The organism is Streptomyces sp. NBC_00358 (genome assembly GCF_036099295.1).
Taxonomy (GTDB): Bacteria; Actinomycetota; Actinomycetes; order Streptomycetales; family Streptomycetaceae; genus Streptomyces.
Genome location: NZ_CP107976.1, coordinates 1,962,749 through 1,987,796 on the forward strand (window position 1 = coordinate 1,962,749; position 25,048 = coordinate 1,987,796).

Sequence of the window (25,048 nt, forward strand, 5' to 3'; positions counted from 1 at the left end):
TCGCCGCGTTGTCGGGATCGCCCGAGTACGCCCAGTACGCGGACGACCCTCCGCCTTGCGATGCACCGCACCAGACGCCGCGAGCCCCGCCCTCCGGGCGGACGACGCTACTTTCGAAACACGCCCTAGGGCTGTCACACCCGTTTACCGGTCTGGACCAATTCCGCTCAGCATCTTGACAGCGGGATTGGTCCATACCAACTTGGTGGCGCACCTCTCTGCACTCCCGAACACCCCCATATCTCCAGGGAGATCGCGTGCGCATCACCATGCTCAGACGTTCCAGACATCGTTTCCTCGCCCTGCTGGGCACGGCCGCGCTGGCGCTCGCCGGGGCGGTCGCCCTGCCGGGTACGGCCCAGGCGGCCAACATCCTCTCCAACCCCGGCTTCGAGACGGGCAGTCTCTCCCCCTGGTCCTGCTCGGGCAACCTGGGTTCGATCGTCTCCAGCCCCGTCCACGGCGGCTCCAAAGCCCTTGCTGGGGCCGCGAGTTCGAGCGACAGCGCACAGTGCAGCCAGACCGTCTCGGTCCAGCCGAACACGACGTACAACCTCACGGGCTGGGTCCGCGGCAGCTACGTCTACCTCGGCGTGGACGGCGGTGCCTCGAACTGGACGACGTCCACCTCGGCGTACAGCCAGCTCACCGTGCCCTTCACCACCGGCGCCTCGCAGACCAGCGCCAAGATCTATGTCCACGGCTGGTACGCGCAGGGCACCTACTACGCCGACGACATCAGCCTGGACGGTCCGGGCGGCGGCGGTGGCGGTTCCGACACCCAGGCGCCGACCGCGCCCACCGGTCTGACCTCCACCGGCAAGACCTCCTCCAGCGTGTCGCTGTCGTGGGGCGCGTCGAGCGACAACGTCGGCGTGACCGCGTACGACATCTACAGCGGCTCCAACCAGCTACTGAGCGTGGCGGGTACGAGTGCCACGGTCAGCGGACTGTCCGCGAGCACGGCCTACTCGTTCACCGTCAAGGCGCGGGACGCGGCCGGGAACACCTCCGCGGCCTCCAACTCCGTGAGCGTCACGACGAGCGCGGGCGGCGGCGGGGGCGGCACCGGCTTCAAGCAGGCCGCTCCCTATCTGTACGAGGGCTGGGGCGATCCCCCGAACCCGACCACGGTGATGAGCGCGACCGGCGTCAAGTGGTTCACGATGGCGTTCGTGCTCGACTCCGGCGGCTGCACCCCGGCCTGGGACGGCAGCCGCGCGCTGACCGGCGGCGCCGACCAGACGGCCATCAACCAGATCCGTTCCGCGGGCGGTGACATCGTCCCCTCGTTCGGTGGCTGGCAGGGCAGCAAGCTCGGCGCCAACTGCTCCTCGGCGAGCGCGCTCGCCGGTGCTCTGCAGAAGGTGATCGACGCCTACGGCCTCAAGGCGATCGACATGGACATCGAGAACACCGACGAGTTCGAGAACGAAGCCGTCCAGGCGAAGATCCTGACCGCGCTGAAGACGGTCAAGGCCAACAACCCCGGCCTGAGGACGATCGTCACCTTCGGCACCTCGACGACCGGCCCGACCTACTACGGCAACCGGCTCATCGAGCAGGCGCAGTCCCTGAACGCGGGCATCGACGTCTTCACCATCATGCCGTTCGACTTCGGCGGCGGCTCCGACATGTACGGCAACACCGTCAACGCCGCCGAGGGGCTGAAGACCAAGCTGAAGTCGACCTTCGGCTGGGACGACGCCACGGCGTACTCGCACATCGGCATCTCCGGCATGAACGGCCTGTCCGACCAGCAGGAGAACACCACCCCGGCCATCTGGACCTCGATCCGTGACTGGGCCAACACCCACCACATCGCGCGGCTCGCCTACTGGGCGGTCAACCGCGACCGGTCCTGCCCCGGCGGCGGCGTGGTGAGCAACTGCTCCGGCATCAGCCAGAGCACCTGGCAGTTCACGTCGATCACGGCCGGCTTCACGGGCTGAGAACGACGGCGGGTCAACGCGGTGGGCCGCCCGGGGATGTCCCCGGGCGGCCCATCGCGTCACGCTCTCGTCCGAGCCGACAGCCGTCCGCTGTACACCGGCCGCAGTCGCCGGCGATCGGCGGTCGGCGCGGCCGTCAGCCGTCCGACTCCGACGAGGGGAGGTAGGCGCCGGGCACGTCCTGGGGCGCGAAGATCTGGTGCTCCCCCGGGTAGGGCTCGGTCCACCCGTGCGTCTGGTACCAGGTGAAGTGGTTCATCTGCGCGGGGTTGGCGAAGTCGGGAACGGCGTTGGGCCCGGTCAGCCGCTGGTGCGACTTCCAGACGTCCCACTTCGCCGCGAGTGCCCGCTCGGCCGCCGGCACCTTCGCCGAGGGCACCGGTGCGGCGGCGGGGTCCGGCGGCGCGGGAGTGTCCACACCGCAGGAGGGCGGGGTCTTGAGACCGTCGGTCAGCGAGGTCCGGTTGGGCAGCGCGGTGAACGGCGTGTAGTCCGCGTGCCGGGTGAAGGCCGCGCTCATCGGGGTGGCGGCGCTGTCCTTCTGGTTCATCGGGTGGACCCCGAGGATCTGCTCGATGGTCCGGATCATCGTGATCTGCGAGTAGTAGTGGCTGTCGACGACACCGTGCCGGGCCCAGGGGCTGATGATCTGTATCGGGGCACGGTGGCCGTCGACATGGTCGAGTCCGGCCTGGGAGTCGTCCTCGACCACGAAGATCGCCGAGTCCTTCCAGTACTTGCTGTGCGAGATCTCGTCGACGATCCGGCCGGTCGCGAGGTCGTTGTCCGCGACCTGGGCGGCCGCGTTCGCCGGACCGCCGGTGTGGTCGCTGGAGAGCCAGAACATGTTCAGGTTCGCCGGACCGTTCTTCTCGAAGTCCTGCTTCCAGATCTGCTCCCGGTAGATGTCCGGGACGCTGGTGTCGAACTTCGGGAAGCCGTGCACGGACACGTCGTTGAGCGACGGGATCGGTGAGGACGAGTTCAGGGTGTACGCGGTGTCCTGCCCGGTCGACGCCATTTTCCTGGAGTCGCAGTACAGGTTCTGCCAGCTCGCGTCCGACGGCTTGGTCAGGAACTGCTGGAACTCGCCGAAGTCCCGCGCCGACTTCCCCGTCGCCTGGGTGCCGGTCCACAGGAAGCCGGTCCGCTGGTGGCCGAGCGCGTCGTCCTCGGTGTCGTAACTGCGCAGGTACTCACCGGCCGAGGACTCGGTGTACTCCGGATCGTCCGCCTGCATCAGCCAGTTGTGCCCCTCGGCGGAGTTCGTGCCGATGTCGTACGTGTTGTCGTACAGCCCGAACTGCCGTGCCAGCGCGTGCTGGTTGGGCGTCACGTTCTCCCCGAACTGGGCCAGCGAGGGATCGCCGTTGCCCTCCGGGACATCCCCGTAGACCTGGTCGTAGGTCCGGTTCTCCTTGACGAGGAGGAAGACGTGCTTGATCGTCGAGGGATCGCCGAGCCGCAGCGGGACGGGTACGGGCTTCGCGTGGCTCCTGCCCTTGGACCAAGTGACCGACCCTGGGGTCCAGCCGTTCTGCCGGAAGACCTTGGCCGTCTGCGCCCGGATGACGCTGTCGTCCGGCAGCGTGAACCGCTGCACGCTCGATGTCGTGTCGTGGGTGCCGTGCGCGGTGCCACTGATGGTCCGACGGGCGTCTATGCCACGGGTGTTGGAGACCAGAACGTCCTTGCCGGCCGAGGCGATCTCGGCCGGGAAGTAGTCCGTCGGGAGCAGGCCGACGTAGCGGACCGGATCCTGCGGGGACCGGTACCGGTAGACGGCCACCGCGTTCGCGCGGCCGAGCGTCACCAGGAGGTGGCCGTCGTCGGTGAGCGTCACCGCGTCGGGCTCGTAGCCCACCGACGCCTCCGGCCACGGCTGGGTCGCGATGGTCTGGACGACCTTGTCCTTGGCGGTGTCGATGACCGACACGTCGTTGGTGGCCGTGTCGGTGACGAACACCGCCCCCTTCCTGGCGTACAGGGCGGTCGGGTGCAGACCGACGGGGACGCTCACGACGGCGGCGTCCGGGTTCGCCAGGTCGATGACGCTGACGGTGCCGGTGGTGGTGGCCGCGGTGACCGGGTCGGCCGGCACCTGGGTGCCGTAGGAGTTGATCGTGGTGTCGCCGGCCCGCGCCTCGCGCCCGCCCTCGTTGCTGACGTAGAGCTTGGTGCCGACCTCGACCATGTCACGCGGGGCGTTGCCCACGCTCCAGCTCTGCCGGAGGGACCCCGTGGCCGCGTCGATGGCGACCACCCGGTTCTGTCCGTTGACCGCGGAGTAGACGGTGGAGCCGTCCGGCGAGAACACCGCCGCGCCGACCAGCGCGTGTTTGGGCCCGTCGGCCGGGATCGGGACGAACACCGGACCGGTGACACCGCCGTCCGGGTTAACGGTCAGCCTGGTGTATCCGTCTGTCTGGCCGAGCCAGAGCTGCGAGCCGTCGGGCGAGTAGGTGGGGCCTTCCTGACCCACGCTGTTGCCGCTGAGGCGCGGGCTCGACGACGCGGCGGCGCTGACGAGTTGCTGCACCTTGAAGTTCTTCACGTCGACGATCGCGAGCGCGCTCCCGCCGTCGGTGAGCGAGGCCGCGAGGTGCGTGCCGTCCGGGCTCACCGAGGACGACATGATCTTTCCGTTGTCGATGACGAGCCGGTCGCCGTACGGGGCGAGGTACTGGTCGCTGGAGACGACCTGACCCCGATCGGTGATCTGGCCGACCTGGTCGGTGCCGAACTCGTGCGTCTGGGCGAACGCGGCCCCGGTGGCGACCAGGGCGAGGACGGTGGTGCCTGCCGTGACGAGAGGTATCCGTCTGCCGGTGTGTCTGCCGAGAAGGCCCGAACGCCCCTTCTCGGCACGCCGACGGCGACGCGTTACCTGCATGGAGTCATCCCTTCGAGGTGGCGAGCAGGTCGACGTCTCCGTCGAACTGCCACAGCGGGTTCGGTGCGTCCCCGGCCGGGGTGCGGACCAGGAAGTAGCCGTTCACGTCCTTCGGTCCGTCACCATCGGCCATGTACCGGCCGTCCGGGGTGACATCGAGCTGGTAGACGGCCGTCCCCACGGCGTCGACGCCGGGCAGACGCCAGGAGACGACACAGCGCCAGTCGTTGCCCGGCCCTTCGGGCGCGACGTCGACGCTTCCCTTGTCGCAGGCGGCCGTGACCTTGAGCTGCGCCTCCGTGACGGCCGGGCGGTTGAGCTCCCTGGTCTGGAGCCGGTAGAGGTGGGCGAACGCCGTGGCGGCCGAGCGCTGCACCTTGTCCTGGTCGATCCCGGAGCCGGTGGCCCCCGTCCCGGCGCCGACGACCGCGACCGTCACCGCGGCCAGCACGGCGAGCGGCAGGACTGCGGCGACGAGCGCGCCGCGGCCCGGGCCGTCGTGGGCCGCGTCGGTGAAGTCGCGCCGCATGAAGAGCGCGTAGGCCGACACGGTCGCGGTCACGGCCCACAGCAGGCTGACCGCGACGCCGATCAGCAGCGGGCCGAGCTGTTCGGGGCTGGTGAACAGACCGTTCCAGGAGATGAAGGCGTAGCCGGGCAGCGCGAGGCGGACGGCCACGGGGAGCGGCAGCATCTGGACGAGCTGCATCGCGAGCGCGACGAGTGCCGGCAGCAGAAGTCCCGTCGGGGACCGTCCCAGAGTGACGGACCCGAGCAGCCCGATGGCGGCGAGCGCCAGGGTCGGGGCGAGGACGCAGGCCCAGGCGAGCAGGACCCTGCCGGCGGCGTCCGCCGCCGTGAGGAGGTGGCCGTCGAGCCCGACCAGCGGCTGGTCGCCGACCGCCACCACCCCGCCGAGCACACTGGAGGCGACCAGTCCCGCGACGAGCAGCAGGACGACGGTGAGACCGGCCAGCGCCTTCGCCGCGAAGATCCGGCTCGGTGAGCGGACCGCGACGAGCAGATGGCGCCAGGTGCCGAGCCGGTCCTCCGAGGCGAAGACGTCACCGGCGACGACCGAGGTCAGCAGCGGGAGCGCCCAGGTGCCCGCGAAGCCGAGCGTCACCAGTGCTCCGGCCCACCCCGTGGCGTGCATCCAGCGGCCGAAGAGGGTGTCGACGGGGAGCGTGCCCTGTCCGCCGACCACGGCGACGAAGAGCGCCGGCGCGATCCAGCAGGCCAGGACCAGCAGGCGGATCCGCCACTGCGAGACGAGTTTGACCAGTTCGAAGCGGTAGACGCGGGCGACCGGGACACGGGGTGCGCCGGCGACGGCCTCCTGCGGTGCCTCCGCCGCGAGTTCGCCGTCCTCGGTGACGGTCGCTGTCATCCGCCGGTCTCCTTCTGCTCGGTGAGGGCGAGGAACGCGGCTTCGAGCGGCGACACCACGGGGGCGAGTCCACGCAGGGCGATGCCCGCCCGGACGAGCCGCACCACCAGTTCGTCGACGGCGGGTACCAGCGCGCGCACGACGAGGGCGTCGGCGTCGTGGCGCGGCGCGGCGTCGTCGACGACCCTGATCCCGGCCGTGCCGAGGGCCAGCAGCCGGGCCGCCGACGGATCGGAGGTGAGCACCCGGTAGTCGAGTGCGCCGTTCTCGGCGGCGAGCTTGCTCAACGGGCCGGAGAAGACGACCCGTCCGGTGGCGAGGACGGTGACCTCGGAGCACAGGACCTGGAGATCGTCCATGCGGTGGCTGGAGAGGACGACCGCGGTTCCGTTCTCCGCGAGCCGGGTGAGGACACCGTGCACATGCTGTTTTCCGGCCGGGTCGAGGCCGTTGGACGGTTCGTCGAGCACGAGCAGCCGGGGCTCGGTGAGCAGGGCGGCGGCGAGGCCGAGCCGCTGACGCATGCCGAGGGAGTAGCCGCGGGCCTGGTCGTCGGCGACATCGGTGAGACCGACCCGGTGGAGCACCTCGTCGACGCCGGCCTCCCGCGCGCTCCGGCCGCGGAGTGCGGCCAGGGCGGCGAGGTTCTGCCGGGCGGTGAGCGAGGGGTACAGGCCGGGCCCGTCCACGAATCCGGCGACGCCGTCGGGTGCGGCGAGCGCCCGGCTCACCGGGGCGCCCAGGATCTCCAACCGGCCCTCGTCGGCGACGGCCAGGCTGAGCAGGAGACCGAGCAGGGTCGTCTTCCCGGCGCCGTTCGGCCCCACCAGGCCGTGGATCCGACCCCGCGTCACATCCAGATCGACGCCGTCCAGCGCGACGACGTCACCGAAGCACTTGGTGATCCCACGAGCCCGGACCGCGAGGAGTCTGTCCATGAGCCCCTATGAGTCCCTTCCTCCGAAGCACTCGACGCACACGACGCACACGACGCACTCAGGGACCATAGGGCCGCTGCACGACACGGGCACGGACGGACGGTTGAACACCCAGGGAACGGATCGTCAAGGCGTCGGCAAGTCCGTCGCGCAAAGCGGTCGTCATCGACACGGACCCGGGCAGCCTCCGCCGGCGCCGAATCCGGGCGCCGGCCGGACGGAGGCGCGATACCCTTCCTTCCCGATCGGCCGCTATCTCAGGTAGGCCAGACCGGGGTGTTCGGCCGTGTAGCCGTCGACCAGCGCGCGTGCCACGTTCACGGAGTCGACGAGCGGATGCAGGGCGAAGGCCTTCACCGCGGTCGTGCGGGACCCGGACTCGGCGGCCAGGAGCACCTCCCGCTCGACCGCCTTGACCGAGCAGACCAGTCCGGTGGCGTGGCCGGGCAGCGGGTCGACGGCGACCGGGTGCGCGCCGTTGGCGTCCACCAGGCAGGGCACCTCGATGACGGCCTCGGCGTCCAGGGCGCCGAGCGTGCCGCGGTTGCGGACGTTGAGGATCAGGGTGGTCCGTTCGTCGCGGGCGATGGCCCGCATCAGGGCGAGCGCCACCTTCTCGTAGCCGCCCGCGAGGTCGTCCTCCTCGCGTTCGCCGGCACCGGCGGCGTCGCGGTTCTCCGCCATGTACGTGGCCTCCCGCTCGGCGCGGGTGCGGTCCCAGGCGGAAAGGGCTGCGGCGTCCGGTCGCTTCATCTCGTCGTAGAAACCGGCCTGTTGGTCGCGCAGGAACGCGCCGCGCGTCTTCTCGGCCCGCTGGTAGGCGCGTACGGTCTCGCGGTTGAAGTAGTAGTAGTGCAGGTACTCGTTGGGCACGGCGCCGAGGGACTGGAGCCACTCGGGGCCGAAGAGCCGGCCCTCCTCGAAGGAGCCGAGCAGGGCGGGGTCGGCGAGCAGTCGCGGGAGTTCGTCGCGGCCCGCGATCCGCAGGCCCCGTACCCAGCCGAGGTGGTTGAGCCCGACGTAGTCGATCCACGCCTCGCGCGGGTTCGCGCCGAGGACCCTGGCGATGCGGCGGCCGAGGCCGACCGGCGAGTCGCAGATGCCGATCACCCGGTCGCCGAGGTGGCGGGACATGGCTTCGGTGACCAGTCCCGCCGGGTTGGTGAAGTTGATGACCCAGGCGTCGGGGGCGAGCCGGGCCACCCGGCGCGCGATGTCGACGGCGACGGGCACCGTGCGCAGGCCGTACGCGATGCCGCCGGCGCCGACCGTCTCCTGGCCGAGGACGTCCTGGCCGAGGGCGACGCGCTCGTCCGCCGCGCGCCCCTCCAGGCCGCCGACACGGATCGCGGAGAAGACGAAGTCGGCGCCGCGCAGGGCCTCGTCCAGGTCGGTGGTGACGGTCACCTCCGGGGCGGCCGGGTCTCCCGCCGCCTGCTCGGCGAGGACACGGGCGACCGCCGAGAGCCGTTCCACGTCCAGGTCGTGCAGCACGACCCGGGTGACGCGGCCCTCGGCGCGGTCCCCGAGGAGCGCCCCGTACACGAGCGGGACGCGGAAACCGCCACCGCCCAGAATGGTCAGTCTCACGCAAGTACCACCTTCGCAGTTCGTCCGGGGACACGGGCCGGGCGGCGAGTGGGCACGCCACGGCCGGCTGTTCCGCCCACGTCTTCCAGGAGGCAGCCTGCCATCGTCTCCCCGGACGGTCCGCCACCACCGCGTCGAGTCCCCCGAACCCGCGGCCCTTCGCCCTCGTCGCCTCCCCCGTCACCGCTTTCACGGCTCGGCACCGCTCAGACGTAGAACCGCGACAGGCTCCGCAGGACGGCGGCGGGCTTCCCGCCGCCTTCGATCTCCACCGTGCCGTCGACGGCGATCTGCACTCCGCCCGGCACGTCGTCGACCGAGGCGAGCCGCGCGACCAGCCGGATGCGCGAGCCGGCCTTCACGGGGGCGGGGAACCGCACCTTGTCCAGGCCGTAGTTGACCTTCGTGGTCACGCCCTCCACCTCAAGGAGCTCGGTGAAGAGCGGGATGAAGAGGGACAGGGTCAGATAGCCGTGCGCGATGGGCGCGCCGAACGGGCCCTCCGCCGCGCGCGCCGGGTCGGTGTGGATCCACTGGTGGTCGCCCGTGGCGTCGGCGAAGGTGTCGATCCGCTGCTGGGTGACCTCGGTCCACTCACTGGTGCCGAGGTCGCCGCCCGCGAGCTTCCTGAGCTCGTCGAGGCCGTTCACGGTGATGGTCATGCGGTTCCTTCGCTGGTGCGGTAGCCGGTGCCGTAGCGCTTACGGACACGGGATTTCAGGAGCTTTCCGGAGGCGGTGCGCGGCAGTTCGTCCGTGACGACCACCGACTTGGGGATCTTGTATTTGGCGAGGCGGCCGGAGAGTGAGGCGAGGACCTCGTCGGGGTCGAGTTCGACGCCTTCGCGGGCGACCACGACCGCGCGGGGGACCTCGCCCCAGGTGTCGTCGGCGACTCCGATCACGGCGCACTCGACGATGCCGGGGTGGGCGAGGAGGAGGTCCTCGATCTCGGCGGGATAGATGTTCTCGCCACCCGAGATGATCATGTCCTTGATGCGGTCCACGATGAAGACATAGCCGTCGTCGTCGACCCGGGCCGCGTCCCCGCTGCGGAACCAGCCGTCGGTGAAGACCGCGGCCGTCTCCTCGGGCAGCCCCCAGTAGCCGGGCATGACGTGCGGCCCCCGGACGACGACCTCGCCCGCCTCTCCCGCCTCGACCGGGGTGAAGTCGGGCCGGACCACCCGGACGTCGCTGAAGAAGTGCGGCACGCCCGCCGAACCGGCCTTGGCGACCGCGTGTTCCGCGTCCAGGAAGAGGGTGCCGGGCGCGGCCTCGGTCATCCCGTACCCCTGGAGGAAGGTGAGTCCGCGTTCCTGGTAGGCGGCGATCAGCGGGGTCGGCACGGGCGAGCCGCCGCAGGTGACGATGCGCAGGGAGGACAGGTCGGCGCCGGCCCAGCGGGGGTGCCGTGCCATCCGGTCGAACATGGTGGGCACGCCGAACAGGAAGGTGATCCCGTGCCGTTCGATCAGGTCGAGGGTGGCCGCGGGGTCGAAGGACCCGGTCAGCACGCAGGTTCCGCCCTTGAGGAGCACCGGCAGGGTGAGCATGTTCAGGCCCGCCGTGTGGAACAACGGAGCGCAGACCAGGGCACGTTCGTCGGTGGTCAGGTCGTGGTCGACGAGGACGTTCACGGCGTTCCAGACGAGGTTGCCGTGGGTGAGCATCGCGCCCTTGGGGCGGCCCGTGGTGCCCGAGGTGTACATGATGATGCACAGATCGTCGGGGCCCACCGGCTGGTCGATCGGCTCGTCGGACGCGGCGGCGATCAACTCCTCGTAGGCTCCGCCCACTTCGATGTGCGTACGGACGTCGGTGCCGTCCGGCGGGACCCCGGCGAGCCCGTTCGGGGCCGGCGCGTGGACCAGGGCCCTGGCGCCCGAATCGGCGAGCTGGTAGGCGAGTTCGGGGCCGGCGAGGCGAGGGTTCAGCGGCACGAAGACGGCGCCGAGCAGGCCGGCGGCGAACAACGTCTCCAGGTACGAAGGGTGGTTGGGGCCGAGATAGGCGATCCGGTCCCCGCGTCGGATGCCCCGGGTCCGCAGGGCGTGTGCGAGCCGGGTGGTGCGGGTGTGCAGTCCTGCGTAGTCGACGGCGTGGTCGCCGTGGATCAGGGCGGTGCGGTGCGGGGTCTTGCGGGCCCGGCGTGCGGGCCACGACCCCAGTCCCTCGTTGCGCATCGTGGGTCCCTTACGGTGTCAGCCCGAGCAGCCGGGCGGCGTTCTCCTTGAGGATCTTCGGCCTGACCTCGTCCTTGATCGGGAGCTTCTCGAAGTCGGCGAGCCAGCGGTCCGGGGTGAGGAGGGGGTAGTCGGAGCCGAAGAGGACCTTGTCCTTGAGCAAGGTGTTGGCGTACTGCACCAGTTGGGGCGGGAAGTACTTCGGGGACCAGCCCGACAGGTCGATGTGCACGCCCGGTTTGTGGGTGGCCACGGCGAGTGCCTCGTCCTGCCAGGGGAAGGACGGGTGCGCCAGGATGATCTTCAGATGCGGGAAGTCGGCGGCCACGTCGTCCACATGGAGCGGATTCGAGTACTTGAGCCGGATCCCGCCGCCGCCCGGCACCCCGGCGCCGATGCCGGTCTGCCCGGTGTGGAAGAGCGCGATCGTGCCGGTCTCCTCGATGACCTCGTAGAGGCCGTACGCCACCGAGCGGTCGTCCGGGAAGAAGCCCTGGATGCTCGGGTGGAACTTGAAGCCCTTCACCCCGTACTCCTCGACCAGCCGCCGTGCCTGCCGCACCCCGGCCTTCCCGCGGAAGGGGTCGATGGAGGCGAACGGGATCAGCACGTCCGGGTTGGCGGCGGCGGCTTCCGCGACCTCCTCGTTCGGGACGGGCTCGGTGCCGGTGGCGGACTCGGCGTCCACCGTGAAGATCACCGCGGCCATCCGCCGCTCGCGGTAGTAGGCCGCGGTCTCCTCCAGGGTCGGCTTCCGCTTGCCCTCGACCTTGAAGTAGGCGCTGGAGGCGTCGTGCAGACCGTCGTCGAGCGAGGAACGGCCCTTGGAGGACACCTCGGCGTGGGTGTGGACGTCGATCGCGACGAGGTCGTCCGGGTTCAGGGGAGGAGTCATCACGCCTCCGCCGTCTTCGGCGCGGGTATGCGCGGGGCGGGGATCCCGACGGTCTGCGGTTCGGCGCCGAGGGAGTCCGCCCAGACGTCCGCGAGCGTCCCCGGGGTCCAGCCGCCGTCCGCGTAGGCGGTCCTGATCTCCTGCGGATGCGACCACAGGGCCACCTTGTCGCCGCCGATGCCGATGGCCTGGCCGGTGATCCCGCGTGCGGCCTCGGAGGCGAGGAAGGGGACCAGCGGCGCGCAGTCCTCGGGAGTGCCGAAGCCCTCGCCCTTGCGCAGGAAGTCCGGGAACGGCGTGCCCTCGCGCAGGGCCTCGACGTACGGGGCGAACGCCGGGATCGTCTCGGTCATCGCGGTGGCCGCGACGGGCACGATCGCGTTGACGGTGATGCCCGCGCGGCCCAGTTCCATCGACCAGGTGCGGGCCATCGCGGCGATGCCCGCCTTCGCGGCGGCGTAGTTCGTCTGCCCGAAGTTGCCGCGCTGCCCCGCGGGCGAGCCGACCAGGATCAGGGTGCCGCCCTCGCCCTGCTCGCGCATCCGCACGGCGGCGGCACGGGCGCAGGTGAAGGTGCCCCTCAGATGGGTGGTGATCACCGCGTCGAAGTCGTCGTCGGTCATCTTCCACAGGACCCTGTCGCGCAGGATTCCCGCGTTGGTGACGAGGATGTCGAGCCGGCCGAACTCCCGCACGGCACGGGCGACGAGCCGGTCGGCGGCCTCCGCGGTACCGACCGCGACCACCTCCGCGACGGCCTGGCCGCCGGCCTCGGTGATGGACTTCACGGCCTGCCCGGCCGCGTCCTCGTCGACGTCGTTGACGACGACGTGGGCCCCGGCGGACGCGAGGGCGCGGGCGTAGGCCAGGCCGAGGCCACGGCCGCCGCCGGTGACGACGGCGGCCTTGCCGCCGATATCGATGCTGGGCACTGGAGAGAGTCCCTTCACGTGGTGCGGGCGCTCGCCAGGAGCGCGGCTGCCCGCAGGAGGGTGGCGTCGAGATCGAAGCTAAGAGCAATAATTGTCAACGTCAATAGTTGTTGCCATCCGGTCCGTACGGCATGCTGGGTTCGTACGCCCGAACCGCCCCGCCCGGGGCCAGGCCCCAGGGAGCCCGTCATCGCAGGTCAGCAGCGCGCCGCAGAACATCCGCCGAGCCCCGTCCGCATCGACGCCGAGGAGCCGTGGATGCGCGGTCTGCACGCCGACACCGGTTATCTGCTCTACCGGCTGGGCCTGCGCTCCGGGCAGTTGTTCAACGCGTTCCTCCAGGAGTCCGGGCTGCGGCTGCGTCACTACGCGCTGCTGCGGTTCCTCGCCACCTCCAGGGGCGCGTTGCAGCGGGAGCTGAGCACGCGGCTCGGCTACGACCCGAGCGCGATCGTCGGGCTCGTCGACGACCTGGAGAAGCTCGGCTTCGCGGAGCGCCGGCCCGCTCCGGACGACCGCCGCAGCCGGATCGTCGTTCTCACCGCGGACGGCCGCTCCTTCCTGCGCGACACGGACGAGGCCGGCCTGCGTGTGACGAACGACCTGCTCCAGCCCCTGGACCCGGCCGAGCGGGAGACTCTGCACACGCTGCTGCGACGGATCACGGACACCGAACTGAACCCATGACCGCCCTGTCCGCTCCCGGCCGCCTCCTCGCCGTGCTCGCCGCCTTCGACCACGGGCACCCGGCGCTGTCCCTGACGGACATCAGCCGCCGGGCCGGGCTCAGCCTCACCACCACCCACCGGCTGGTGGCCGCGCTCGCCGAGTGGGGCGCGCTGGAGCGGGACGCGGACGGCGTGTACCACGTGGGCCTGCGCCTGTGGGAGATCGCGGCACTCGCGCCGCGGGGCCTCGCGCTGCGGCAGACCGCCCTGCCGTATCTGGAGGACCTGTACGAAGCGACTCACGAGAACGTCCAGTTGGCGGTCCGCGACGGTTCCGAGGTCGTCTACACCGAGTGGATCGCCGGGCGGTCGTCGGTCGGCGTACGCATTCAGGTGGGCGCCCACTGGCCGCTGCACGCGACCGGTGTCGGGCTCGCGCTGCTCGCGCACACGCAGCCCGCGTTCCAGGAGACCTACTGCGCGGGGCCGTTGGTCTCCTACACGCCGTACACCATCACCGATCCGGTCCGGCTGCGCCGCACCCTGGCCGAAGTCCGGCGTACGGGCGTGGCGGTGAGCAACCGTCAGGTTACGGACGACGCCCTGTCGGTGGCCGCTCCGGTGCGCGGCACGGACGGATCGGTCGTCGCGGCCGTGTCCCTCGTCGTACCCCAGGCGGACGCGCAGGTACCGGCGTTGATCCCGGCGGTGCGGCTGGCGGCCCGCGGAATCTCACGGGCCCTCGGCTGGCACCCGACGCCCCGACCGGAACCACACGCCTGACCCGGGCGCAGTCCTGGACCCGGGGCCGGGGCTGAGGCCGAGACCGGGGCCGAGGCCCGAGACCGAGACCGAGGCCCGAGACCGAAGCCCGAGACCGGGGCCGAGGCCCGAGACCGAGACCGAAGCCCGAGGCCGAAGCCCGAGACCGGGGCCGAGGCCGGAGGCCGAGAACGGAGCCGAGGCCCGGGGCCCGAGACCGAGGCCGGAGCCGAGGCCAGGGGCCCGAGACCGAGGCCGAGGCCCGAGGCCCGGGCATGAACACCGGGCACGGGCACGGCAGGGGCACGGCACGGGGACGGCACGGGCACGGCACGGGCTTTACCCCCTTCGGTCGGGTAGTGCGGCCAGCAGGCGGCGGTCGCGTGGTGCGTGGCCGCGGTCGAGCCGGGTGTCCAGGAGGCGGCGGGCCGCCTCGCAGCGGCCCGCCGCGACCAGGGCGTACAGCAGGGTCTCCTCGACGACCTCGCGCTGGGCCGCGCTGCCGCCCACCCTGCCGAGCACCGGCAGAAGCGCGTCCAGGCCGCGGGCGGCCTCGTGGAAGCGTTCCTCGATCAGGGCGGCGAGGGCCTCGCAGAGGGGGACGACGACCTCGCGCTGCACGGGGTCGGCACCGGCCGCGTGGTCGCGCAGGCGGCGCAGCCCCGCGAGATCTCCGGCGGCGGTGAGGGCGACCGCCGCGTGCAGCGCGGTGAAGGCGGTCGCGGGCCGTTCCACGATCTCGCGGGCGACGCTGTCGAGGACGTCCGACGCCGGCACCCGCCCCTGCCAGCTGTCGCTGAGCCGGGCCCGCCAGAGCAGCGACCCCGAGTCGACCAGGGCGCGCACGCCGGTGACCCGCCCCGGCGCGAGCTGGGCGAACCAGCGTCGGCGGACGGCGGCGGGATCGTCCAGGGCCAGTTCGTGCAGGGCGATGTGCCAGGAGAAGTGGGCCCGGTGCACGGCGCCCCGTCCGTGCCCCGACAGCCAGGCGTCCAGCCAGTCGCGGCCCGACTCGTGGGTCCCGGACTCGTAGTGGACATGGGCGAGTGCGTGCACGGCGTGTCCGGAGGCGGGTTCGGCGGCGAGCGCGCGTCCGGCCAGCTCGGCGGCCTCGTCGTAGCGGCCCCGCTCCTGCCGCAGGAAGGCGAGGAGCGAGGCCGGGAACCAGTGCCCGTCGTAGGCGGGCGAGGCGCGTTCGACCAGGCTCAACGCATAGGTCGTATCGAGGTCGTTGATGCCGGAGAAGGCGATGGTGGGGACGGCGGCCGCCAGTGCCAGCGCGTCGGCGGGGTGCGCGGCGAGGTGCCCGAGCAGGGCGCCGGCGCCGCCGTCCGGGGAGTCGCCGCGCACGCGGCGGGTCACCACGTCGACGAAGGAACGCTCGCGCTCGTCGGCCCGTTCCCGCGCGCAGCGCTGCGCGTCGGCCAGTGCCCTCGGGACGTCGACCTCGGCTCCGCATTCATGGCCGAGCAGGGCGAGGGCCGCGTGCCCGAGCGCGAAGCCGGGGTCGAGGGCGACGGCGCGCGCGAAGGCGTCCTCGGCACCGGCTCTGACCTTGAGGACCCGTTCGAGGCCGGTGCGGTGGGCGGCGGCCGCCTCGGCGTGGGTGGACAGCGGGAGCCCGTGCGCGTCGAGGGGCCGGCGGCGAGCGGGGCGCCGGAACGGCGTCAGCGGCGCGATCAACTCCCCTGCCAGTTCCGCCGCCTGGACCCGGATCTCGGGGACGGCCGTCGTCTCCCAGAGCTCGCCGCGGCGCGGGGCCCCGAGGGTGAACACCGGTAGCCCGGTCCGGCCCCGGACGTCGAGGAGCCGGCCCTCGCGGGTGGCGACACCCATGCCGAGCGGGCCGGCCACGGCGGCGCCCGCGGCGAACAGCGAGCGCCACAGGGGGTCTTCGGGGCGCGGACCCGGTCCGGTGCAGTCGATCACCCAACCGGCCGTGATGTGCCGGCCGTCGGAGAGGGTGACCACGAGGGAGCCGTCGGGCCGCACGACGGCGTCCGTGATCCTGCCGGTGTGCACGCGCAGCCGCCGGGCCGTACGGGCGCGGGCCACCGACTCGGCCGTGGTCGGTGCCATCCGGTGGCGGTGGGTGTTCCAGAGCGCGCCCTCGCTCCGCAGGAAGGTGGCGCGTTCCTCGGGCGTGAGGCTGCGCCACAGGTGGGCGGTGTGCGGGCGCAGGCTGTCGAGCGCGGGACGCCAGTCGCCGTGGGCGCGTACGGCGCGGCCGATGTGGCGGTAGACGGTCCGGCGCAGTGCGGCCAGGGTCGGCGCTTCGAGTCCTTCGGGCGCGGCCATCGCCGGGGCGGGGCTCAGCGCGTGCGGCTGCGGCAGCAGGCCGGTGCGGGAGAGGGCGTGCACGGTGCGTCCGGGACGGTCGAGGCTGAGGGCCAGGTCGACCGCGGTGAGCCCGCTGCCCACCAGCAGGACGTCCGCGCTCGCGCCGTCCCCCGCGCGCTTCGGCGCGCCGTCCTCGGCCCCGTCCCCCGGATCGCCGTCCGGGCCGTCCCCCGGGTCGCGCTCTTCGCGTGCCGCCGGTTCGGCGAGCGGTCCGTCGAGGGCGCCCGGCGCCCAGGGCGACGCGATGAACCGTTCCGAGGTACGGAGTCCGGGCGGGGCCCAGTCGCCGGTCGTGGCCGCCGGTCCGGTGGCGAGGACCGCGGTGTCGGCCAGAAGGACCTTCCCGTCGGCGAGTCGCAGTTCCAGCCCGCCCTCCGGGGTTCCGGCGCAGGACACCGCCCTGGTCCGCAGCCGGTGCGCGGTGACGGTTCCGTGGGCGTGGACGATCGCTTGGGCCAGGGTGTCGGCGAGGTAGGCGCCGTAGCGGTAGCGGGTGGCGAAGTCGGTTCCCCTGACGGTCGGTTCGCCGTGCAGGCAGAGCCAGCGGGTGAAGTGGCCCGGGTCGTCGGGGTAGCAACTCATGCCGCCGGCGGGCACGTTCAGGCGGTGCCGGGGATCGGTGGTGGCGTACGCGGTGCCGCGTCCGGCCTCGGGGGCCGGGTCGACCAGGACGAGGTCGAGGGGCACCCGGCGGCGGGCCGCCGTCTCGCACAGTTGCACGGCGGTGAGGGTGCCGGCCGCTCCCGCTCCGACGATGGCCACGGTGTGCCGCTCACGGACTGGATTCACGGATACCTCCGGCGTGGGTCTGTCGCGGAACCGGCGAGCGGAACGTCTCCTTCACTGCCGCGACCGGAGGGCCCAAAGAAAGCCGGCCTCCCGGAAGGGGCGGTCTCACGGAAATCTCAGGGATCCGCTCAACGCTTCATACTCTGTTCACAATCCAAGGCGGCCCGGCAACCGTGGAATCAGGCCGTATCTCGGAACGTCTCACAGGAATCTCAGGTCGAAGCAGCTGGATTCAAAGAATCAACCCATGGAAGTCGCGCAGGATGCACCCGCAGTGGTGGTGAGCGAAGAACCGAGGAAAGGCGTTCCGTGGGCGTCCCTGAGATATCGAACCGGCCCGAGTCCGCAGCGGAGCGCCCGAGGCGGACACGGCCTCGGCCGGGGCGTCCGGCCTGGTCACGGCGCGGCGTTCTGGCGGCCTTCGGCGCCGCCGTACCGGCTCTCGCGCTGACCGGATGCGGTGACTCGGCGGACGCCGCCGAGGGGAAGGGCGCCACGGCGACCGGCGGCGCCGGGGCCGCGGGCAAGGAGAAGGCCCAGGTGAGGACGCCGACCGTGACCGTCTCCCCCGCCGACGGCACGAAGAAGGCGGACTTCACCGCCCCGGTCGAGGTCTCCGTGGCGGACGGGACGCTCTCGGCGGTCGTGGTCTCCGGCAACGACGGCTCCACTCTGGCCGGATCCTTCAACGCCGGCCGTACGCGGTGGACCTCCTCCGGGAATCCGTACTCGGGCACCAAATACACGGTCACGGCGAAAGCGAAGGGTGCTCAGGAGCACATCGCGACCTTCGTCACGAAGTCCCCCGGCGAGACCTTCGTCGGCTATTTCACGCCCGAGGCGAATTCGACGTCCGGCGTCGGCATGCCCGTGTCGGTCAACTTCACGAAGGCCGTGACGGACCGGGCGGCCGTCGAAAAGGCCATCACGGTGACGGCGGAACCCGCGGTCGAGGTGGTCGGCCACTGGTTCGGGAACACCCGGCTCGACTTCCGTCCGGCGCGGTACTGGGAACCGGGCACGAAGATCACGCTGAGCCTGCGCCTCAAGGACGTCGAGGGCGCGGACGGTGTCTACGGCGTCCAGTCGAAGGACGTCACCTTCCACATCGGCCGCCGCCAGGTGAGCACCGTCGACCTCGCGAAGAAGACCATGACGGTGGAGCGGGACGGAGCGGCCCTCGCCACCTACCCGGTCAGCGGCGGCGCTCCGGACCACACCACCTGGTCCGGGATCATGGTGATCAGCGAGCGGTTCGAGGAGACCCGGATGGAGTCCTCGACGGTCGGGCTCGGCGACGAGTACGACATCGCGGACGTGCCGCACGCCCAGCGCCTGACCACCTCGGGCACCTTCATCCACGGCAACTACTGGGCCTCGGCCGCGGTCTTCGGCAGCGGCAACACCAGCCACGGCTGCGTCGGCCTGCACGACACGAAGGGCGCGAACGACAGCTCCGTGCCGGGCTACCGGTTCTACGAGAGTTCGATGCTCGGCGACGTGGTGATCGTCGAGAACTCGGGCGAGCGGACCGTCGAAGCGTCGAACGGCCTCAACGGCTGGAACCTGTCGTGGGCCGACTGGAAGGCGGGCAGCGTCATTTGACCATCACGCCCGGCGGATGGGCTACAACTGGCCTCGCCAGCAAGCCTCTTCGCCGAGGTGGCTTCTTTCACGGCGTGAACTCCCTTGCGGGGAAAGGACTTTCTCGGCTTCACCTCTTGACGACCGGAGTGGCAGAGAGCACATTGGCCGCGCAGCTGCTGTGAGAGCGCTCTCAAATGGCCATGGGAGCGCTCTCACACCCCCACCCGCGCACCCCACACTCCGTACGCGAAGAGGCACCCATGAGTGAAACTCCCGGCACACCCAGACGCGGCTCCGTCCGGCGCGTGCTCATCGCCGTGTTCAGCACGCTGAGCCTGGCGGCGGCCGCCGCCACCGCGGCCACCCTCCCCGCGAACGCGTCCGCCCCCACGCCCCCCAGCGGCTGGTCCCAGGTCTTCCTCGACGACTTCAACGGGGCCGCCGGAACCGGCGTGAACACCGCCAACTGGCAGTACACGACGGGCACCAGCTACCCCGGCGGGCCCGCCAACTTCGGTACCGGCGAGGTCGAGACGATGACCTCCAGCACCAACAACGTCGCCCTGGACGGCAGCGGCAACCTGCTGATCACCCCGCGCCGTGACGCCTCGGGCAACTGGACCTCGGGCCGCATCGAGACCACGCGCACCGACTTCCAGCCGCCCGCCGGGGGCAAGCTGCGCATCGAGTCGCGACTGCAGATGCCGAACGTGACCGGCGACGCCGCCAAGGGCTACTGGCCCGCGTTCTGGGCGCTCGGCGCGCCCTACCGCGGCAACTACCAGAACTGGCCGGGCGTCGGCGAACTGGACATCATGGAGAACGTCCAGGGCCTCAACACCGAGTGGGCCACCATGCACTGCGGCACCAGCCCGGGCGGCCCGTGCAACGAGACCACCGGCATCGGCAACAACACCCCCTGCACCGGCACGACATGTCAGGCCGGTTTCCACACCTACGCGATGGAGTGGGACAAGTCGACGAGCCCCGAGGAGATCCGCTTCTACCTCGACGGCGTCAACTTCCACACGGTGAAGGCGAACCAGGTCGACGCGACCACCTGGGCGAACGCCACCAACCACGGCTACTTCATGATCCTGAACGTCGCCATGGGCGGCGGCTTCCCGGGCGCCTTCGGCGGCGGCCCGGACAGCGGCACGGTCCCCGGACACCCGCTGGTCGTCGACTACGTGCAGGTGCTCCAGTCCGCCGGCAGCGGAGGTGGCACCACTCCGCCGCCCACCGGCAACCGTGACGCCTACAGCTCCATCCAGGCGGAGTCGTACGACGGGCAGTCGGGCGTCGTCGGCGAGACCACCACGGACACCGGTGGCGGCCAGGACATCGGCACGATCGCGAACGGCGACTACGCGCTCTACAAGGGCGTCAACTTCGGCTCCACGGCGGCCACCCAGTTCTACGGCCGGGTCGCCAGCGGTGCGGCGAGCGGGGTCAGCGGCCTGGTCGAGGTGCGCCTCGACAGCCGTACGAGCACTCCGGTCGCCAGCTTCGCGCTGGGCAACACCGGTGGCTGGCAGTCCTGGAGGACCGTGCCCGCGAACATGAGCTCCGTCACCGGGACCCACGACGTCTATCTGACGTTCACCAGCGGCCAGCCGGCGGACTTCGTGAACGTCAACTGGTTCGACTTCGGACACTGAGGGTCCGGACCCCGTCCGCCCGGCACCGGGCGGCGGTGAGCCCCGGTCGCAGGGCCGGCTGAGAGGGGCGGACCCACGAGGTCCGCCCCTCTCAGCGCAGTTCGGCCCGGAAGACCACCGGGGTCGCCCCCGTGTGCTGATGGAAGAACTTCGAGAAGTTGGCGGCGTCCGGGAAGCCCACGGCGGCCCCGATGCGTCCGATCGGCATGTCCGTGTGGGCGAGGAGCCGCTTGGCCTCCAGGACGACCCGTTTGTCGATGAACCCCTTCGGCGTCTCGCCGGTGGCGGCGCGCACCGCGCGGACCAGGGTGCGGCGCGAGTATCCGAGGGTGTCGGCGTAGGCGCTGACGCTGTGGTTGACGGCGAAGTCCTTCTCGACCGCGTCCCGGAAGCGGGTGAAGGTGGTGTCCGTGTGGTCGCGGGCCGTCTCGGCGGAACTCACCGCGAGATGGGCGAGGCGGAGCAGGAACGCGGTGAGCGAGTGCCGCAGCACCGAGGTGCGCAGGCTGAGCGGCAGCGTGGTCGTGTCGACGTACTCGCGTTCGAGCTGGGTGAGCGAGTGCTCCAGGGCGGCCAGCCGGCCGGCGTCGGGGCGCAGCAGCGGGGGCAGGTCGTAGCGGTACAGCCCGGTCGCCTCGACGGTGGCCCTGGGCAGGAAACCGGGCTGCATGGTCAGCACGGTGCCGCGGTAGCGGTCGGTGCTGGAGAAGCGGTGCACCTGGCCGGGCCGGATCCACAGGAGGTCGCCCGCACCGGCCTCGTACTCGGCGAAGTCGATCATGTGCCGGACGGGGCCCTCGTGGAAGAGCATCACGACGTGGAAGTCGATGCGGTGCACGCGTTCCAGCGGGGCGTCCGCGTGCCAGGTGCGCCCGGCCCCCATCGCGCCGACCTGCATGCCTACCCCGGACAGGCTCAGATCGGCCGGGAAGGGGAAGGTCCTGATCCCGTCCTGGCCGCCTTCGCTCCCGGTACCGCCTTGGGTGGTTCTGTCTGCCATGTCCTTCTCGCGTCGGCTCGCCACGACTCTGCGTGTCCCACTTTCACCGAAGGCTGACACACGGGCACCTTCCCCAGCAAAAGTCTGACTTTTAGGTTTGAACACAAAGACCTAGTCAGCGCCCGTCACGTGAGGACTTCTTGAAGATGAGCACGCAGAGCTCCGACGGTGTCATCTGGACCGAGCTCGACCGCCGAGCCGTCGACACCGCCCGTATTCTGGCCGCCGACGCCGTGCAGAAGGTCGGCAACGGGCACCCCGGCACCGCGATGAGCCTGGCCCCGGCGGCGTACACGCTCTTTCAGAAGGTGATGCGTCACGACCCGGCGGACCCGGAGTGGACCGGCCGCGACCGCTTCGTCCTCTCCCCCGGCCACACCTCGCTGACCCTCTACACCCAGCTCTTCCTGTCAGGCTATGAACTCGGCCTCGACGATCTGAAGACGTTCCGTACCCACGGGTCCAAGACGCCCGGCCACCCCGAGTACGGGCACACCGCGGGGGTGGAGACGACGACCGGTCCGCTCGGCCAGGGTGCCGCCAACGCGGTGGGCATGGCGATGGCCGCCCGCTACGAGCGCGGCCTCTTCGACCCCGAGGCCCCCGAGGGCGAGTCCCCCTTCGACCACACCATCTGGGCGATCGTCTCCGACGGCGACCTGGAGGAGGGCATCTCCGCGGAGGCCTCCTCGCTCGCCGGCCACCAGAAGCTCGGCAACCTCGTCTTCCTCTACGACGACAACCACATCTCCATCGAGGGCGACACGGCGACGGCCTTCTCCGAGGACGTGCTGGGGCGCTACGAGTCGTACGGCTGGCACACGCAGCGGATCGAGCCCGCCGCCGACGGCGACATCGACGTGCACGCCCTGTACGCGGCGCTCGAAGCGGCGCGGGCCGAGACCGGGCGCCCCTCCATCATCGCGATGCGCACAATCATCGCCTGGCCCGCCCCGAACGCGAAGAACACCGAGGCCTCGCACGGCTCGGCGCTCGGCGCCGACGAGATCGCCGCCACCAAGCGGATCCTGGGCTTCGACCCGGAGCAGACCTTCCAGGTCGACGCCGAGGTGCTGGCACACGCCCGTCAGGCACTCGACCGGGGCGCCGAGGCGCACGCCGCCTGGGACAAGCGGATCGGCGTCTGGCGCACCGAGCGGCCCGAGAACGCGAAGCTCTTCGACCGGATCGTCGCGGGCCAGCTCCCCGAGGGCTGGGAGACCGCGCTGCCGGTGTTCGAGGAGGGCACGTCCGTCGCCACCCGCGCCGCTTCCGGCAAGGTCCTCCAGGCGCTCGGCGGTGTACTGCCCGAGCTGTGGGGCGGCTCGGCCGACCTGGCCGGCTCGAACAACACCACCATCGACAAGACGAGCTCGTTCCTCCCGGCGGGCAACCCGCTGCCGGAGGCCGACCCGTACGGCCGCACGATCCACTTCGGCATCCGCGAGCACTCCATGGCCGCGGAGATGAACGGCATCGCGCTGCACGGCAACACCCGCATCTACGGCGGCACCTTCCTGGTGTTCTCCGACTACATGCGCAACGCCGTCCGCCTGTCCGCGCTGATGCAGCTCCCGGTGACGTACGTGTGGACGCACGACTCCATCGGCCTCGGCGAGGACGGCCCGACCCACCAGCCCGTCGAGCACCTCGCCTCGCTGCGCGCCATCCCCGGCCTGAACATCGTCCGCCCGGCCGACGCCAACGAGACCGCGATCGCCTGGGGCGAGATCCTCAAGCGGCACGCCACGAACCCGGCCCCGCACGGTCTCGCGCTCACCCGTCAGGGCGTGCCGACCCACCCCGTCAACCCCGACGCCGCGCGCGGCGGTTACGTCCTGCGGGACTCCTCCACCGGGACCCCGGACGTCCTGCTGATCGCGACCGGCTCCGAGGTGCAGCTCGCCGTCGCGGCGCGCGAGCTGCTGGAGGCCGAGGGGGTGGGCACCCGGGTGGTGTCGATGCCTTCGGTCGAGTGGTTCGAGGAGCAGTCCCCGGAGTACCGGGCGAGTGTCCTTCCGCCGTCCGTGAAGGCCCGCGTGGCGGTCGAGGCCGGGATCGGTCTGACCTGGTACCGGTACGTCGGTGACGCGGGACGCATCGTCTCGCTGGAGCACTTCGGCGCCTCGGCCGACGCCGGGACGCTCTTCGCCGAGTTCGGCTTCACCGCCGAGAACGTCGCCGCCGCCGCGCGGGAATCCATTGCCGCCCTGCGCGGTTGATCCGTTCGCACGAAGGAAGATGATCACTGTGACCGAAGCAACCGCGCCCGCGGTAACCCTGAAGCGCCTCTCCGACGAAGGCGTCTCCATCTGGCTCGACGACCTCTCCCGCAAGCGGATCGAGTCCGGCAACCTGGCCGAACTCGTCGCGACGCGGCATGTGGTGGGCGTGACCACCAACCCGTCCATCTTCCAGGCCGCCATCGGCTCCGGCGAGGGATACGAGCGGCAGCTCGCCGACCTCGCCGAGCGCGGAGTGACCGTCGACGAGGCCGTCCGCATGATGACGACCGCCGACGTGCGGGCCGCGGCCGACATCCTGCGCCCGGTGTTCGAGGCGACCGGCGGCCGTGACGGCCGGGTCTCCATCGAGGTCGACCCCCGACTGGCCCACCGCACCGCCGCGACGATCGCCGAGGCCAAGCAGCTCTCCTGGCTGGTCGACCGCCCGAACGTGATGATCAAGATCCCGGCGACGAAGGCGGGCCTCCCCGCGATCACCGAGGTCATCGGCCTCGGGATCAGCGTCAATGTGACGCTGATCTTCTCGCTGGAGCGCTACCGCGAGGTCATGGACGCCTATCTCGCGGGCCTGGAGAAGGCGCAGGCCGCGGGCATCGACCTCGCCGGCATCCACTCCGTCGCCTCCTTCTTCGTCTCCCGGGTCGACAGCGAGATCGACAAGCGGCTCGCGAAGGCAGGCACGGACGAGGCCCTCGCGCTCAAGGGCCGGGCGGCGCTCGCCAACGCCCGTCTCGCCTACGAGGCGTACGAGGGTGTGTTCGGCTCCGCCGACGGCTCGGCGGAAGGCGGCGCCCGCTGGACGGCCCTCGCCTCCTCCGGCGCGCAGAAGCAGCGCCCCCTGTGGGCCTCCACCGGCGTCAAGGACCCCGCGTACAAGGACACCCTGTACGTCGACGAACTGGTCGCGCCCGGCACGGTCAACACCATGCCCGAGGGGACGCTGAACGCCACCGCCGACCACGGCGACATCCACGGCGACGCGGTGACCGGAGGCTACGCCGAGGCCCGTGCCGACCTGGCCGCGGTCGAGGCGCTCGGGATCTCCTACGACGAGGTCGTCGGGCAACTGGAGGACGAGGCCGTCTCGAAGTTCGAGGCGGCCTGGGAGGATCTGCTCGACGCGGTGGCGACCTCGCTGCGCGGCAAGGGAGTTGAGGGGGCATGACCAAGGGTGAGGCGCTTTCCGACGGCACCCCGCAGGGCGCGGCCGCCACGCCGCA

17 protein-coding genes are annotated in these 25,048 nt (G+C 71.4%); 7 read left to right on the forward strand and 10 right to left on the reverse strand.

Annotation, left to right across the window (positions count from 1 at the left end):
• Nucleotides 1–269 precede the first annotated feature (269 nt).
• On the forward strand, nucleotides 270–1,952 hold the full coding sequence (locus OHT01_RS08165) for a carbohydrate binding domain-containing protein (RefSeq protein ID WP_443043518.1): 1,683 nt from the start codon (nucleotides 270–272) through the stop codon (nucleotides 1,950–1,952).
• Nucleotides 1,953–2,088: 136 nt separating this feature from the next.
• On the opposite strand, the gene OHT01_RS08170 is transcribed toward OHT01_RS08165, so the two are convergent.
• From OHT01_RS08170 to OHT01_RS08205, 8 genes are all read right to left on the reverse strand, one after another.
• Entirely contained in the window at nucleotides 2,089–4,845 is a 2,757-nt protein-coding gene (locus tag OHT01_RS08170; protein WP_328552456.1) for a bifunctional YncE family protein/alkaline phosphatase family protein, read from the reverse strand.
• A 4-nt stretch (nucleotides 4,846–4,849) separates the two neighbouring features.
• Nucleotides 4,850–6,235 (reverse strand): ABC transporter permease, encoded by a 1,386-nt coding sequence (locus tag OHT01_RS08175; RefSeq protein WP_328552457.1) that lies wholly within the window; start codon nucleotides 6,233–6,235, stop codon nucleotides 4,850–4,852.
• On the reverse strand, nucleotides 6,232–7,173 hold the full coding sequence (locus OHT01_RS08180) for an ABC transporter ATP-binding protein (RefSeq protein WP_328552458.1): 942 nt from the start codon (nucleotides 7,171–7,173) through the stop codon (nucleotides 6,232–6,234). The genes OHT01_RS08175 and OHT01_RS08180 overlap by 4 nt, the downstream gene beginning before the upstream one ends.
• A 252-nt stretch (nucleotides 7,174–7,425) precedes the next feature.
• On the reverse strand, nucleotides 7,426–8,763 hold the full coding sequence (locus tag OHT01_RS08185) for a 6-phospho-beta-glucosidase (RefSeq protein ID WP_328552459.1): 1,338 nt from the start codon (nucleotides 8,761–8,763) through the stop codon (nucleotides 7,426–7,428).
• Between the two features lie 206 nt (nucleotides 8,764–8,969).
• Nucleotides 8,970–9,425, reverse strand: a complete 456-nt coding sequence (locus OHT01_RS08190) for a MaoC family dehydratase (RefSeq protein ID WP_328552460.1) — start codon at nucleotides 9,423–9,425, stop codon at nucleotides 8,970–8,972.
• Complete coding sequence (locus OHT01_RS08195) at nucleotides 9,422–10,948, reverse strand: acyl-CoA synthetase (protein ID WP_328552461.1); 1,527 nt, start codon at nucleotides 10,946–10,948, stop codon at nucleotides 9,422–9,424. Before OHT01_RS08195 ends, OHT01_RS08190 begins: the two co-directional genes overlap by 4 nt.
• Nucleotides 10,949–10,958: 10 nt before the next feature.
• Nucleotides 10,959–11,843 carry an amidohydrolase family protein gene (locus OHT01_RS08200; RefSeq protein WP_328552462.1) on the reverse strand — a complete coding sequence of 295 codons (885 nt, stop codon included), beginning with the start codon at nucleotides 11,841–11,843 and terminating at the stop codon, nucleotides 10,959–10,961.
• Entirely contained in the window at nucleotides 11,843–12,775 is a 933-nt protein-coding gene (locus OHT01_RS08205; RefSeq protein ID WP_328552463.1) for an SDR family NAD(P)-dependent oxidoreductase, read from the reverse strand. The genes OHT01_RS08200 and OHT01_RS08205 overlap by 1 nt, the downstream gene beginning before the upstream one ends.
• A gap of 258 nt (nucleotides 12,776–13,033) precedes the next feature.
• Between OHT01_RS08205 and OHT01_RS08210 the strand changes: the two genes are divergently transcribed.
• A complete protein-coding gene (locus OHT01_RS08210) occupies nucleotides 13,034–13,462 on the forward strand; it encodes a MarR family winged helix-turn-helix transcriptional regulator (protein ID WP_328552464.1) in 429 nt (142 codons plus the stop codon).
• Nucleotides 13,459–14,226: an IclR family transcriptional regulator gene (locus OHT01_RS08215; protein ID WP_328552465.1), complete on the forward strand. Its 768-nt coding sequence runs from the start codon at nucleotides 13,459–13,461 to the stop codon at nucleotides 14,224–14,226. Before OHT01_RS08210 ends, OHT01_RS08215 begins: the two co-directional genes overlap by 4 nt.
• Before the next feature lie 318 nt (nucleotides 14,227–14,544).
• On the opposite strand, the gene OHT01_RS08220 is transcribed toward OHT01_RS08215, so the two are convergent.
• On the reverse strand, nucleotides 14,545–17,334 hold the full coding sequence (locus OHT01_RS08220; RefSeq protein WP_328552466.1) for an FAD/NAD(P)-binding protein: 2,790 nt from the start codon (nucleotides 17,332–17,334) through the stop codon (nucleotides 14,545–14,547).
• Nucleotides 17,335–17,643: 309 nt separating this feature from the next.
• Between OHT01_RS08220 and OHT01_RS08225 the strand changes: the two genes are divergently transcribed.
• Both OHT01_RS08225 and OHT01_RS08230 read left to right on the forward strand, forming a co-directional pair.
• On the forward strand, nucleotides 17,644–18,939 hold the full coding sequence (locus OHT01_RS08225; protein WP_328552467.1) for a L,D-transpeptidase: 1,296 nt from the start codon (nucleotides 17,644–17,646) through the stop codon (nucleotides 18,937–18,939).
• Between the two features lie 242 nt (nucleotides 18,940–19,181).
• Entirely contained in the window at nucleotides 19,182–20,582 is a 1,401-nt protein-coding gene (locus OHT01_RS08230; RefSeq protein ID WP_328552468.1) for a glycoside hydrolase family 16 protein, read from the forward strand.
• 91 nt (nucleotides 20,583–20,673) lie between these two features.
• On the opposite strand, the gene OHT01_RS08235 is transcribed toward OHT01_RS08230, so the two are convergent.
• Complete coding sequence (locus OHT01_RS08235) at nucleotides 20,674–21,582, reverse strand: helix-turn-helix domain-containing protein (protein WP_328552469.1); 909 nt, start codon at nucleotides 21,580–21,582, stop codon at nucleotides 20,674–20,676.
• Nucleotides 21,583–21,728: 146 nt separating this feature from the next.
• Here OHT01_RS08235 and tkt point away from each other — a divergent pair, with 146 nt between their 5' ends.
• Entirely contained in the window at nucleotides 21,729–23,804 is a 2,076-nt protein-coding gene (gene tkt, locus OHT01_RS08240; protein ID WP_328552470.1) for a transketolase, read from the forward strand.
• A gap of 19 nt (nucleotides 23,805–23,823) precedes the next feature.
• Nucleotides 23,824–24,993: a transaldolase gene (tal, locus tag OHT01_RS08245; protein WP_328552471.1), complete on the forward strand. Its 1,170-nt coding sequence runs from the start codon at nucleotides 23,824–23,826 to the stop codon at nucleotides 24,991–24,993.
• The last annotated feature ends 55 nt before the right edge of the window (nucleotides 24,994–25,048 follow it).